General features: G+C 37.7%; 12 protein-coding genes. 4 read left to right on the top strand and 8 right to left on the bottom strand.

The features are described 5' to 3' along the window. Positions 1 to 3 precede the first annotated feature (3 nt). Positions 4 to 333, top strand: a complete 330-nt coding sequence (locus ACLI50_RS16985) for a 2Fe-2S iron-sulfur cluster-binding family protein (RefSeq protein WP_034697026.1) — start codon at positions 4 to 6, stop codon at positions 331 to 333. Positions 334 to 397: 64 nt separating this feature from the next. Here ACLI50_RS16985 and ACLI50_RS16980 read toward each other — a convergent pair whose 3' ends face one another. The 5 genes from ACLI50_RS16980 to ACLI50_RS16960 all read right to left on the bottom strand — a co-directional run bounded on the left by ACLI50_RS16980 (position 398) and on the right by ACLI50_RS16960 (position 4,225). Next, positions 398 to 766 carry a hypothetical protein gene (locus ACLI50_RS16980; protein WP_411414290.1) on the bottom strand — a complete coding sequence of 123 codons (369 nt, stop codon included), beginning with the start codon at positions 764 to 766 and terminating at the stop codon, positions 398 to 400. A gap of 18 nt (positions 767 to 784) precedes the next feature. After that, the gene (locus tag ACLI50_RS16975) at positions 785 to 1,366 is read right to left on the bottom strand and encodes an LOG family protein (protein ID WP_343641612.1); all 582 of its coding nucleotides are present in this window, start codon (positions 1,364 to 1,366) and stop codon (positions 785 to 787) included. Positions 1,367 to 1,581: 215 nt separating this feature from the next. Then, positions 1,582 to 3,024, bottom strand: coding sequence for an aminoacyl-histidine dipeptidase (locus ACLI50_RS16970; RefSeq protein ID WP_202843339.1), 1,443 nt, complete (start codon positions 3,022 to 3,024; stop codon positions 1,582 to 1,584). An 80-nt stretch (positions 3,025 to 3,104) separates the two neighbouring features. Then, on the bottom strand, positions 3,105 to 3,596 hold the full coding sequence (locus tag ACLI50_RS16965) for a hypothetical protein (protein ID WP_202843337.1): 492 nt from the start codon (positions 3,594 to 3,596) through the stop codon (positions 3,105 to 3,107). A 23-nt stretch (positions 3,597 to 3,619) separates the two neighbouring features. After that, entirely contained in the window at positions 3,620 to 4,225 is a 606-nt protein-coding gene (locus ACLI50_RS16960) for an LURP-one-related/scramblase family protein (protein WP_202843335.1), read from the bottom strand. 237 nt (positions 4,226 to 4,462) lie between these two features. Between ACLI50_RS16960 and recR the strand changes: the two genes are divergently transcribed. Together recR and ACLI50_RS16950 are read left to right on the top strand one after the other, a co-directional pair. Continuing rightward, the gene (gene recR / locus ACLI50_RS16955) at positions 4,463 to 5,074 is read left to right on the top strand and encodes a recombination mediator RecR (RefSeq protein ID WP_202843333.1); all 612 of its coding nucleotides are present in this window, start codon (positions 4,463 to 4,465) and stop codon (positions 5,072 to 5,074) included. Next, positions 5,070 to 5,909, top strand: coding sequence for a glycosyltransferase family 2 protein (locus ACLI50_RS16950; RefSeq protein WP_411414326.1), 840 nt, complete (start codon positions 5,070 to 5,072; stop codon positions 5,907 to 5,909). Before recR ends, ACLI50_RS16950 begins: the two co-directional genes overlap by 5 nt. 51 nt (positions 5,910 to 5,960) lie before the next feature. Here the strand turns inward: ACLI50_RS16950 and secG are convergent, their stop codons facing one another. The 3 genes from secG to ACLI50_RS16935 form a co-directional block, all read right to left on the bottom strand. Continuing rightward, entirely contained in the window at positions 5,961 to 6,308 is a 348-nt protein-coding gene (gene secG / locus ACLI50_RS16945; RefSeq protein WP_110010885.1) for a preprotein translocase subunit SecG, read from the bottom strand. A gap of 133 nt (positions 6,309 to 6,441) precedes the next feature. Beyond that, entirely contained in the window at positions 6,442 to 8,487 is a 2,046-nt protein-coding gene (locus ACLI50_RS16940; protein WP_411414289.1) for a M16 family metallopeptidase, read from the bottom strand. Between the two features lie 53 nt (positions 8,488 to 8,540). After that, complete coding sequence (locus tag ACLI50_RS16935) at positions 8,541 to 9,854, bottom strand: M16 family metallopeptidase (protein ID WP_047429324.1); 1,314 nt, start codon at positions 9,852 to 9,854, stop codon at positions 8,541 to 8,543. Between the two features lie 303 nt (positions 9,855 to 10,157). Between ACLI50_RS16935 and ACLI50_RS16930 the strand changes: the two genes are divergently transcribed. Beyond that, the gene (locus tag ACLI50_RS16930) at positions 10,158 to 12,488 is read left to right on the top strand and encodes an ATP-dependent helicase (RefSeq protein ID WP_202843329.1); all 2,331 of its coding nucleotides are present in this window, start codon (positions 10,158 to 10,160) and stop codon (positions 12,486 to 12,488) included. Positions 12,489 to 12,775 lie beyond the last annotated feature (287 nt).

Genomic DNA, 12,775 nt, shown 5'->3' with positions numbered 1-12,775 from the left:
ATTATGTCAGACGTTAATATTAAAATCACCGACAGAGAAGGGGTAACCCATGATGTCGTAGCGCCTACGGATATGTCCATGAATTTAATGGAAATTATCCGTTCCTATGAATTGGCAGAAGAAGGTACTATTGGGGTATGCGGAGGAATGGCGATGTGCGCTTCATGCCAGGTATATGTAATCAATGATCCGGGTCTGGAACCGATGGGAGATGAAGAAGATGCCATGCTGGCTGAAGCTTTCCATGTGAAAGACAACAGCAGATTGGGATGCCAGTTACATATTGCCGATGCTATGGAAGGGCTCGAAGTGGAAATTGCTCCTTATCCTTAGAAAATATTTTTTAATCTTAATAAGAAACCCGTCCGGATTTTTCGGACGGGTTTTGTTTTTATATTTATTTCTGAGAACATATATACTCGTGTCTGATTAGAGTGTCTTCTTTAATGATTTCTAAGTAACTTTCACCTTCATTCTTTATAAAGTAATCTCCCGGTTCTATTTCATCTTTATAGGAAACCCACCATTGGCCGTTTTCATAACATTCACAAGGTTGAATGCTTTCAGGAATAGTTCCCTTTAATTTAAGAGATTTTATACCTTCAATACTTTCAACTCTCATTTTACATTTTTGCTTCTTGACTCTTTCCATCGCAGTCTTACAATCTTCCATAAAATAAGAGGAAAGAGCAGGAACAATAACGAATATAGTTACAAATGCTGTGGCAACTCCAAGCATTTCTTTATTAACGTTGTAGTTATTCATATGAAAGACTATAAAAACTTAAATTTCCTCCTTAGAAATCCACTTTCCAACCGTAGGCGCCTGATAATTTCTCATCTTTTCCAGCAGATCATCAATGGTATCGCTGATCAGCAGCATATCTCTGTTTACCTGCTTTAAAAATCCTTTATCTACCATGGTCTGAACCAGTTTGATCAGATCATCATAAAATCCGTCAATATTCAATACTCCGATCGGTTTTTTGTGAAGCCCGAGCTGTGCCCAGGTGATCATCTCGAAAAACTCTTCCAACGTTCCATAACCGCCGGGAAGAACGATAACTCCATCACAAAGTTCATTCATTTTGGTTTTTCTTTCGTGCATGGTTTCTACGATAATAAGCTCTGTCAGGTTCTTGTGGGCAATTTCTTTGGATTGTAAAAATTGGGGAAGGACTCCAATAACCTTGCCTCCTTTGGCTAATGCTCCGTCTGCTATAGTTCCCATCAAACCAACATCAGCACCGCCATATATAAGCTGTATACCTTGTTGAGCTAAAGTTTGTCCCAATAAAAATGCCTGTTCTTTGTAAATATCATGCGAACCAAAGCTTGAGCCACAGAATACGGTGATACTTTTCATTGTATTAGATTTGTTTTTTATGCTATTGTTGAGATGCTTCGACAAGCTCAGCATGACATCTCTAATACTAACTGCTTTTTTTAGAGATAAATTTTTAGCAGCGTCATGCTGAGCCTGTCGAAGCATTTTTATAATTAAATAAATATATTCAGATTAAAACTAAAAATATCCAAAATCATAAGACTTTGGATATTGAATATAGCAATTTTAATGTTCTATTTCTGAGGGATATTCGCTAAAATATCTTTCAGGAAGCTCCAGAATTTCTGAGTTGAAGGAATATTCGCTCTTTCATCAGGAGAGTGTGCGCCTCTGATAGTAGGTCCGAAGCTTACCATTTCCATTTCAGGATAGTTGGCACCGATGATACCACATTCAAGACCTGCGTGGCATGCTACTACATGAGGTTTTTCAGTGAACTTTTCAATATAAAGTTTCTCCATCAGCTGTACAATCTCTGAACCAGGTTTTGGCTTCCATCCAGGATATGAACCGCTGAATTCAACATTCATTCCAGCAAGCTCTGCTACCGATTTCAATTGTTCTGCCACTGAATATTTGGAAGAATCTACAGAAGATCTCGTAAGGTTTAAGATCTTAAGTTCTCCACCTTTCAGTTCTACTCTTGCTACATTGTTGGACGCTTCTACAAGATCTTTTACGTCCGGGCTCATTCTGTAAACTCCGTTGTGAAGAGCCTTTAAAGTAAGGATCACTTTTCTGGAATCTGCTTCTGAAATAGCTTTGTCGGAAGACGTAGAGTTTTCAATATTGATCTGGATTCCCGGTTCTACAGCAGCAAATTCTTCTAAGATCTCTTTTTTAAGAACCGTTACATTTTCAATAAACTCCTGAGCATTTCTCACTGAGATTATAGCAACTCCTTCTCTTGGAATAGCGTTTCTCAAACCTCCGCTGTCGATAGAAACCAGTTCAATATTTTGGTTGTCCAATCCGCTGTAAAGAAGTCTTCCCAGAATGATATTGGCATTTCCGAAACCTTTATGGATATCCATTCCGGAGTGTCCTCCCTGAAGACCTTTTACTTCAAGTCTTACAATTTGTCCTTTTGAAGCTTCTGCAGCATAGGTTTGAGTGATTGTCACGTCTACACCTCCTGCACAGCCGATATCAATTTCATCATCCTCTTCCGTATCAAGATTCAATAGGATTTGTCCTGTCAATTGTCCTGGTTTTAATCCTAAAGCACCTGTCATTCCGGTCTCTTCATCAATCGTGAAAAGAGCTTCCAATGCAGGGTGTGGAATATCTGAACTCTCAAGGATAGACATGATGGTTGCTACTCCTAAACCATTATCAGCGCCCAAAGTAGTTCCTTTAGCCTTAACCCAGTCACCATCAATTTCCATTTTGATTCCTTCCGTTTCAAAATCGAAATTCACATCATTGTTTTTCTGGCAAACCATATCAAGGTGCGATTGAAGCACGATCGATTTACGGTTTTCCATTCCTGCCGTGGCCGGTTTCTTAATAATAACGTTTCCTACTTCATCTACCGTAGTTTCCAGTCCTAAATTTTCACCAAATCCTTTGATAAAAGCTATTACTTTTTCCTCCTTTTTTGAAGGTCTTGGAACAGCATTTAATCTGGAGAAATTTTTCCATATAATCTGCGGTTCTATATTAGATAATTCCATTGAAATTTATTTTTCTCAAATTTACGAAATAAAAAATGCTTCCGTGAGATACAGAAGCATTTTTGTAGGATTTAGCTTTATTAACATCCGCATTCTCCATAGATCGGAGTGGTAAATGTAGTTCCGTCCGGTTTCTCTATAGTCAGAGTTCCTTCAAACAGCAAAGCTTCTTCGCCCTTTATTTTTTTACCTTTTACAGAAATTTTATAATCATCATTTTCTATTTCCTTGGTCAGCAATTCATCTACTTCCATGTCACTTGATGAAATGAGGTTCATCGCCAGTCTTTTACCGTCAAGCATCATGTATGCTGTTTTTCCGGCATCATCCGCATAGATATATCTTTCATTTTCAAAATCAGATTTGCTGGCTGCAAAATAGCAGGAACATTCTTTGATTTCTTTTGGAAACGGAATGGTTCCCACCAGAATATTTCCTGAAGAAGGTCCGATAGAAGCAGTATCTTTAGTGATATGTAAAGAATCAGCAGGAGCAGAACCTGACACAGTTTCTTTTTGCTTTTTACAGGCTACCAGTAGAAATGCGGAAAATACAATGATTACATATTTCATGTCTTTGTGGTTTTATTATTTGTTTATCCTCTTGCTCTTTCAAGAAGTGTCATCATCAATAAAGAAAGGATTACCAGGCTTTCTTCCTCATCATCAATATCGATCAGTCTGTCCAGCTGAAATCTTCTTCCGAAGAATGAAGGCATTTTTTTTAGCTTAAAATAAGCCTTTCCATCAATCCCTGTCACAGTATAGGACGGATTAAGGAAATATCCTGTAAACATCCCGATGATAGGAAGTTCTCCTACAAAGCTGTCCCAGAATCTTACCCATGCACTATCTTCCTGAATTTTAAACTTAGGCTGATCATGTGCATCCAGGATATCATAACTTGCTTTCCACAGAGAACGCATTCCTTTTCTTGCCAGCCTGCCGAAGTTTTTGTTGTCGATGAGGTCGTTCAAAGAATAAGAAGCGTTGAAATCAATCCATTGGTTAGCTTTAATTCTGAAAAGTTCCTTAGACTTGCTTTCATCATTAAAAACAATAACATCTTCTTTTAACTTGAACATTTTCTGACGGACATATGCCACATAATTTCCGTTTTTGTCAGTAATGTTGAAGTCACTTGCTAAAGTAGTGATTTTGAATTTGAAATCCAGAGGATAATTAAGATTGTTAAGTACCATATCAGTTTATTTTTTTCATATTTAATTTAAGCCGCAAATATAAAGGTTTTTTTAGTGTCCTCAGATACACGGGAAATATAAAATATCATAATGGGACATTAACCTCATGGTCAATAGTCAATTTTTGCTGCGCAAAGCCAATAGTCAATAATCACTTTATACAAATTCACAAACGAAGCGAATCGACGATTCATTATTCACTATCAATTATCAACTTTAATCCTTATTTTTGTACTTATGGATTACCCTAGTAAAGTATTGGCAAAGGCAGTAGATGAAATTTCCGGGCTGCCTGGAATTGGCAGGAAAACGGCTTTGAGATTAGCATTACATTTGCTGAAGCAGCCCAATTCCAGAGCTGTAAGCCTTGGCAACTCCCTGATTAATCTTGTTAATGAAATAAAGTACTGCAAAGAATGTCATAATTTTTCGGATTTTGACATCTGTGAAATATGCAGCAATGAAAAGAGAAATGGTGAACTGATTTGTATTGTTGAAGATGTACGGGATGTGATTGCTATAGAAAATACAGGAAAATACACCGGGAAATATCTGATTCTTGGCGGGAAAATTTCTCCCATGGAAGGAGTAGGGCCAGGCCAGCTGAATATTCCAAGCATAGAAAAGAAACTGAATGACGGACAGGTAAAGGAATTTATTTTTGCTCTGAGTGCTACGATGGAAGGAGATACCACTGCCTATTATATTTACAAGAAATTTAAAAATTTCAATGTGAATTTTTCCAGCATTGCAAGAGGAATTTCTGTGGGAGATGAACTGGAATATGCAGATGAAATTTCTTTAGGAAGATCTATTATCAACAGACTGCCTTACAACGAAAAGGATTAATATGAAGTTGTCCGTTATTATTGTTAATTATAATGTTACCCAATTGCTCAGAAGCTGCCTACTGTCGCTCCGGAAGTATGTACAGGATATAGATTATGAGGTGATTGTCATTGATAATGCTTCTGCGGATAGCTCATGGCGAGATCTTATTTCTGAATTTCCCAACGTACATTTTATATCTTCTGCAACAAATGGCGGGTTTTCAAAAGCAAATAACCAGGCTGTCCGGAAGGCAAAAGGAGAATATATTTTGCTTTTGAATCCTGATACTGAATTTGAAGGGTTTTATATGAAAGAACTGCTGGATTTTGCAGATGCACAGCCTTCATTCGGATGTCTGGGAGTAAGAATGCATGATGCCGGAGGAAATTTTCTTCCTGAAAGCAAGCGATCGGTTCCGGATATGTTCAATTCATTTGAAAAGCTGTTTACCAATTTTAAAAAGAACAACTCGAAATCCTATTACAGAAACGATATAGAAGAAAATGCTATTGCTGAAGTGGAAGTAATCACCGGAGCATTTTTATTGGCTAAAAAAGACGTTTACGAGAGAATAGGAGGATTGGATGAAGCTTATTTTATGTATGGAGAAGATATTGATCTTTGTTATACCTTTTTAAGAAACGGATATCAAAACTTCTATTACGGGAAAGTTTCAATTCTTCATCACAAAGGGGAAAGTACCATTAAAGATGAAGTATACCTCAACAGATTTTACGGAGCCATGCAGATCTTTATTGATAAATATTATAAAGAATCGAAGCCTGTACAGTATTCATTTTTAAAGGCAGGATTAAAGCTTCGGCATCAGATTGAAAAGATCAGGTTAAAATAAAAAAGCAACTCAATCTGAGTTGCTTTTGTTGTATGTAAGATGATATTCTTCTTATTTTGCCGGTGCAGGAGTCTGTGCCGGAGTAGTTGTGGAAGAAGCAGGAGCTGACTGTTTTGCCGGAGCTTCTTTCTTAGCAGGCTGTTGTGTAGGAAGTGCCTGAGAAGGCTTACCTGTAATAACAACGCTTAAAAGGATAAGAACGATGATAGTTCCGCCCAGAGTCCATGTTGCTTTTTCCATGAAATCATTGGTTCTCTGTACCCCGAACTGTGCAGATGATGCACCTCCGAATGTACTGGAAAGGCCTCCTCCTTTTGGATTTTGTGCCATAACAATAATTACCAATAAGACACTGGCAATCATAATAAGAACCATCAATAGTGTAAATATAGTATCCATTAATTCTGATATCTTTTTGAATGGGCAAATTTAATCTTTTTTTACTGAATTACAAAAAAAGATATCGCCAAATGTTGATAAAAATAAAAACGGCAACATTTGTTGCCGTTTTTTCTATAAAAATAGGATGTTATTATTTAAAATCAGCATCTGTAGCCTTATTGATCTCATAAGACTTTACAGTCATGGTCATATCCATTCCCATCTGGCTTACAGAGATCGTGAAAGGCATTTTTACGCCTTCTACATCTTTGTAATTAGAGTAGGTTGTCGGAATGGTCATTTCCTGACCTTTAGCTTTTATTTTTTTAGTCTCTCCGGTTTTTAATCCCGTTGCCACACTGTAGTAATAGGTTGTATTTCCACCTTTAATAGCATAAGAATCTTCCCCGCCAATTTTCTCAATTCCTCCTAATTTATAATCGGGAGATTTTGCAAATCCCAATTCTTCGAAAATCTCAGGATTTTTTTGTTTTTCGGCAATTTCCTCCGGTGTGATGTCAACCTTTTGTCCCATTTGCATAGAATAGCCGGTTTTCCCGTCGAATACCTGCTTCTGAACAACCTGTCCCATTGCCGTTACCGTGGTAAGCTCTTTTCCGCCCTGTGCTTTAACGATTTTAAAATCGATGTTTTGTCCTTGCATAGACATTGAGGCGTTGGTTGTATAAGAAGTGATTTTCGCCAGATTAGCTTTTCCTCCGATAGCATTGATGTATTTGTCAACAACAGATGCAACGGTTACATTGGCATCCACTTTTTGTACAGTTGGTTTTGCAACGGGGTTGGCTTCTTTATCGAAATATTTTACAGGATAACCCAGTTTTTCCAATCCTTCAGAAATATCAGATGCCTTACCAGCGATGAAAATTCTGCTCTGGTTGGGCAAAATTGTAGCTTTTACAGCATTGGAAACATCTGTTGCAGTTACTTTATCAATAGATTTTAAGTAATTGGTATAAAAATCAGCAGGTAAATCCTGAACCTTCAGGTTTAAAGCAAATCTTGCGATATTGGCAGGTTGTTCCAGGGCAAGAATGAAAGCTCCTTTTAATTTAGCTTTAGCGTTCGCTAATTCTTCTGGTTTTATGGTAGAAATCGCATTAAGTTCATTCATGAATTCCTTAACGGCTTTGTCTGTAACCTCATTTCTTACACTTGCACTCGCAGAGAATTGTGGAGAATACTTGCTGGCCACCATTTCTGAGTAAGCCCCATAGGTAAATCCGTTTTTCTCACGAAGGTTCATGAAAAGTCTGGCTTCACCGCCACCACCAAGGATGTAATTGGCGATTGTAGCAGGGAAGTAGTTGGCGTCTTTCATTTTCAGGGTGTTCAGGTTGTTTAAAGAAACAACAGACTGTACAGCCGAAGGAACGTCTACTACATTGATCTCCGTTTTGGCAACGTTAGAAGCAGGTTCCAATGGTGTAATAGGAGTGTTTGCTTTTTTCCAGCCACTGAAAGCTTTTTCGATCAAAGGTTTTACCTGGTCAAACTTTACGTCTCCTACAATTACTAAATAAGCATTATCCGGAGCGTAGTATTTTTTATAAACATTTTGTACGTCAGCAAGCTGGATTTTGTTGATAGATTCAACCGTTTCAAACTCACCTCTTGAAGTATTTTTTCCATACATCAAAGCGTTGGATACTCTTTCAGCAATAGAAGAAGCATTTTTTTCGTCAGCTTTTAATCCTTCAATCGTTCTCTCCTTAGAGTTTTGAATTTCTTCAGCAGAGAATTTAGGATTAATGATGGCATCAGCCATTAAACCTAAAACTTCAGGGAAATATTTTGAAAGTGAATTGGCAGAAGCACCTCCCGAAGAGAAATTAAGGTTTGCTCCAAGATAATCCACTTTTTTGTTGAAGTCATCTTTGCTGATATTGGTAGTTCCGTTTTCGAACTGCTCAGCCATAATTTCGCTTACTCCGGTTACTGCTCCTTCGTTGTATGGAGGTCTGTCCATAGAAAGGCTGGCACTTACTCTTGGTAATTTGTTGTTCTCAACCACCATTACCGTAAGGCCGTTGCTTAGCTGGAAAGTTTTTGGCTTCGCAATGTTAATCGCAGGAGTAGGTCCTGGTTTTGGCATTGCATTAAGATCTATTTTTTGTGCTGAAACCATTCCTGTAAAGAAAAATGCTGCAGCTATATATGTTAATTGCTTTTTCATTTGTAAAAATTTAATTTTTAATAATCATAAGGTAACCTGAAAGTTGAACATGATTACTTTTTCTCAGGTACGTAATTGATGATTATTCTTTGGTTGGAATTAAGATACTTTTTAGCAGCATTTTGAAGATCCTGTCTTGTGATAGATCTGTAAATGTCGATTTCTTTGTTGATCAGATTCGTATCACCCATCAATACGTGGTTGGTTGCCAATGAAGCGGCAATTCCCTGAATGCTTGAATTGGCATTTACAAACTGGTTTTCGTACTGGTTTTGAAGTTTTTGATAATCCTCTTCAGAAATTAAAGTAGTCTGAAGCTTTTTGATTTCAGCATCAATGTCAGTCTGTAAAGCCTGTTTTGTAGTTTGTCCCATTGGAATTGCGAAGAAGGCAAAAATACTGTAATCTTCAAGTCCCTGGTTGAAAGCAGCCACCTGAAGTGCTTTTTTGTCCTGGTCTACTAATTTTTTATATAAAACCGAAGATTTACCGCTGCTTAAATAAGAAGAAAGCATATCTAAAACATAAGCATCTTTCTCTTTGTTAGCCGGAGTTCTATATGCGAACACATAAGCCGGAAGCTGGATGTTGGGATCTGTAGCAGTTACTTCTTTTTCCTGAGTGATAGGTGTTTCTTTCGGGAAATCTTTTGGATAAAGGGTTCCTTTTGGAATGCCTCCATAGTAGGTTTCGATCCATTTTTTTGTCTGCTCGGGTTTGATATCTCCTGCAACCACTAAAGTAGCATTATTCGGAACGTAATATTTTTTATAAAACGCCTGGAATTCCTCTAGTTTAGCAGAGTTTAAATCTTCCATTGAACCGATTGTCGGCCAGTTGTATGGGTGGTTTGTGAATAAATTTTTCTGAATAGTCGTGAAAAGATTCCCATAAGGCTGGTTATCCATTCTTAATCTTTTCTCTTCTTTTACAACCTCTCTCTGGGTATCTACACCAATTTGGTTGATAACAGCGTGACGCATTCTTTCTGCCTCCATCCAAAGACCAAGCTGTTCATTGTTGGAAGGGAATGTTTCATAGTAATACGTTCTGTCATTGGTCGTGTTGGCGTTGTTCTGCCCTCCGTTTGAAGAAACGATTTTAAACCAGTCTCCTCTCTTGATGTTAGGAGTTCCTTCGAATAAAAGGTGTTCAAAGAAGTGAGCAAAACCTGTTCTGCCTTTTACTTCATCTTTTGCACCTACATGATACATTACACCTGTCGTTACCACCGGTGCCGAATTATCCTGATGAAGAATTACATGCAGACCATTGGGAAGGTCATACTCTTCGAATTTGATTTGCTGTGCATTCAGCATGAGCCCGAAGAAAGCTACGGCAGCAGCAGAAAGAAGTCGCTTTTTCATAAAATTTAGAAATTGTTTACCAATTAGTATGAAAAGTGAATTAAATGTTACAGAATGTATAAAATAGATAGGTAAATGTGAGTAGTGAATGGTGAATTCGCTTCGCTTATCAATGAGGTTACGTGATTCGGGTTGCGGGATTTGAGATTAAGAATAACCATTTACGATTTACTTGCGAAGCAAAATTGACCATTGACAAATGCTATCAATACAGTCTTAATGCTTCATATCCCTAACTTCTCTATGAAAGTTTGAATTCTCCTCTGAATACCTTAATTTTGTGTTCCCAAATTTTTTTGCTGTATGGACTATTTGAAAGGACTCAACGAATCACAATATGAAGCCGTTACCTCTTTACAGGGACCTCTGATGGTGCTTGCCGGAGCTGGTTCCGGTAAAACGCGTGTATTGACTATGCGTATTGCCCATTTAATACACAATGGAATAGACCCTTTCAATATTCTGGCGCTTACCTTTACCAATAAAGCGGCACGTGAGATGAAAGAACGTATTGCGAAGGTAGTAGGAGACAGCAATGCAAGAAGCCTTTGGATGGGAACCTTTCACTCGGTTTTTGCAAGAATTCTGAGAATTGAAGCCCATTATCTCGGATATCCTTCCAATTTTACCATCTATGATCAGCAGGATGCCCTGAATGTGATTAAAAAAGTACTGAAGGATATGAATATTGATGCTGATCTTTATAAACCTAAAAAAGTTCAGGCAAGAATTTCAACTTATAAAAACAATCTGATTACCGTAAAAGCTTATTTCAACAATCCGGAACTCATGGAAGCGGATGAAAAAGCGAATATGAAATTCATCGGGCAGATTTATCAGAAATATGTAGACCAGTGTTTCAGAAACGGATCTATGGATTTTGATGATCTTTTGTTGAAAACCAATGAACTTTTGACCCGCTTTCCGGAAGTATTGGCCAAATATCAGGACAGGTTCAGATATATTATGGTAGATGAGTACCAGGATACCAACCATTCTCAGTATCTTATTGTAAAAGCTCTGGCTTCGAAATTTGAAAATATCTGTGTGGTAGGAGACGATGCGCAGTCTATCTACTCTTTCCGTGGAGCGAATATCTACAATATCTTAAACTTTAAAAAAGATTATCCGGATGCTATAACGGTATCTCTGGAGCAGAATTACCGTTCCACCCAGAATATTGTAAATGCGGCTAATGTTGTTATTGCTAAAAACCTTCAGCAGTTTAAGAAAAATGTTTTCAGTGATAATGAAGAAGGAGACAAGATCAAAATATACCGTTCCCTTTCCGATGCTGATGAAGCGAATTTTGTGGCAGGAAATATCTGGGAACTTCGTAACCGCGACCAGAGAAAATACAGTGATTTTGCCATCTTATACAGAACCAATTCTCAGACGCGTGCTTTTGAAGATGCGCTGAGACGTAAAAATATTCCGTACAAAGTGTATGGAGGTCTTTCTTTCTACCAAAGAAAAGAAGTAAAGGACCTTATTGGATACCTTCGTCTTCTGATCAATGAAAATGATTCTGAAGCATTGATGAGGATTATCAATTATCCTGCAAGAGGAATTGGAGAAACTACTCAGAATAAGCTGATCGTTTTTGCAGATGCTCATAATATTGCAGTTTCAAAAGTGTTGGAGAACCTTCCTATGTATGCACCGCAGTTAGGCCTGAACAACGGAGTTTTAAACAAACTGAACGATTTCTGGTCCATGATCAAAGCTTTTCAGGTATTACTGAAAACAGAAACAGCTTACAGCGTGGCTATGGAAGTGGCAAAGCGAAGCGGTTTAATCAAGTTTTTAAAAGATGATCAGACTCCGGAAGGAATTTCCAGAGTAGAAAACGTTCAGGAATTGATGAACTCCATGCAGGGTTTCATTGAAGAACAGATGCAGCTTGAGGACGGAGATCCTAGTCTTTCCAACTTCCTTGAAAATATTGCCCTTTCTGCAGATACCCAGGATAAAGATCTGGAAGATGACATGGTTTCTTTAATGACGATTCACCTTTCAAAAGGGCTGGAGTTCCCGGTGGTTCACCTGGTAGGACTTGAAGAAAACCTTTTCCCTAGCTTTATGAGCTCTGCAACCAGAGAAGACCTGGAAGAGGAGAGAAGATTATTCTATGTGGCATTGACAAGAGCGGAAAAACAAGCCTTCTTTTCTTATGCGGTTTCCCGTTTTCAATGGGGAAAAATTACAGATGCTGAACCTTCAAGATTCTTAAGCGAAATTGATGATGAATATATTGAATTCCTTAATCCGGCTTTGGAAAAAAGGTTTATCAATAATTCAGGAGTGAAATCCAATATCTTTGATGAGCATCCATCTGAAATGAGATCTTTCAAAAAGGTTGAGAAAAAGACCATCGACAGAGGAGATACTTCCAAACCTGCTCCTGAAGTCAGAAAACTGAAACCGGTAAGTACGGCTAAAATTATCAATCCAAGCGGAGCTTCTTCTCAGGATATTGAAGTGGGTGATAAAGTGAGACACGATCGTTTCGGAATTGGAGAAGTGACTTTCCTGGATGGAACAGATCCTCAGAATATCAAAGCAAAAGTAGTTTTCATGCATGAAGGAGAAAAAAATCTGATCCTGAAATATGCTAAACTGACTAAGATTTAAATTTAAAAATAAAGATACAAAGAAACGGATTCAATTTTTGGATCCGTTTTTATTTTTAAATACAAAGTTCGCAATGTGATTATCTGGATCTGCTATTTTTTTTTTTCGCAAGGGCGTTTCACTTAGCAGAGATGATTTTTATTGCTGAACGGAGATGCCGTTGCGATCGTAAAAATAATCACTAAGTAAGAATTTCTTAGCGCACATAGCGTTTTTTCAAAATTTATTTTACTGTTAACCTTCTATAAAACAATGTTTTTTTATTGAAATGTTCTTAAATTATCATA

The sequence above is a fragment of the Chryseobacterium cupriresistens genome, assembly GCF_046614675.1.
Lineage (GTDB): Bacteria > Bacteroidota > Bacteroidia > Flavobacteriales > Weeksellaceae > Chryseobacterium > Chryseobacterium cupriresistens.
Note: the sequence above shows the minus strand (reverse complement) of the source record. Positions and strands in the feature narration are given on the sequence as shown.

Bases quoted from the DNA above. Each gene is read 5' to 3' on its own strand.
- ACLI50_RS16985 (WP_034697026.1), top strand. From the start codon at position 4: ATGTCAGACGTTAATATTAAAATCACCGACAGAGAAGGGGTAACCCAT.
- ACLI50_RS16980 (WP_411414290.1), bottom strand. From the start codon at position 766: ATGAATAACTACAACGTTAATAAAGAAATGCTTGGAGTTGCCACAGCA.
- ACLI50_RS16975 (WP_343641612.1), bottom strand. From the start codon at position 1,366: ATGAAAAGTATCACCGTATTCTGTGGCTCAAGCTTTGGTTCGCATGAT.
- ACLI50_RS16970 (WP_202843339.1), bottom strand. From the start codon at position 3,024: ATGGAATTATCTAATATAGAACCGCAGATTATATGGAAAAATTTCTCC.
- ACLI50_RS16965 (WP_202843337.1), bottom strand. From the start codon at position 3,596: ATGAAATATGTAATCATTGTATTTTCCGCATTTCTACTGGTAGCCTGT.
- ACLI50_RS16960 (WP_202843335.1), bottom strand. From the start codon at position 4,225: ATGGTACTTAACAATCTTAATTATCCTCTGGATTTCAAATTCAAAATC.
- recR (WP_202843333.1), top strand. From the start codon at position 4,463: ATGGATTACCCTAGTAAAGTATTGGCAAAGGCAGTAGATGAAATTTCC.
- secG (WP_110010885.1), bottom strand. From the start codon at position 6,308: ATGGATACTATATTTACACTATTGATGGTTCTTATTATGATTGCCAGT.
- ACLI50_RS16940 (WP_411414289.1), bottom strand. From the start codon at position 8,487: ATGAAAAAGCAATTAACATATATAGCTGCAGCATTTTTCTTTACAGGA.
- ACLI50_RS16935 (WP_047429324.1), bottom strand. From the start codon at position 9,854: ATGAAAAAGCGACTTCTTTCTGCTGCTGCCGTAGCTTTCTTCGGGCTC.
- ACLI50_RS16930 (WP_202843329.1), top strand. From the start codon at position 10,158: ATGGACTATTTGAAAGGACTCAACGAATCACAATATGAAGCCGTTACC.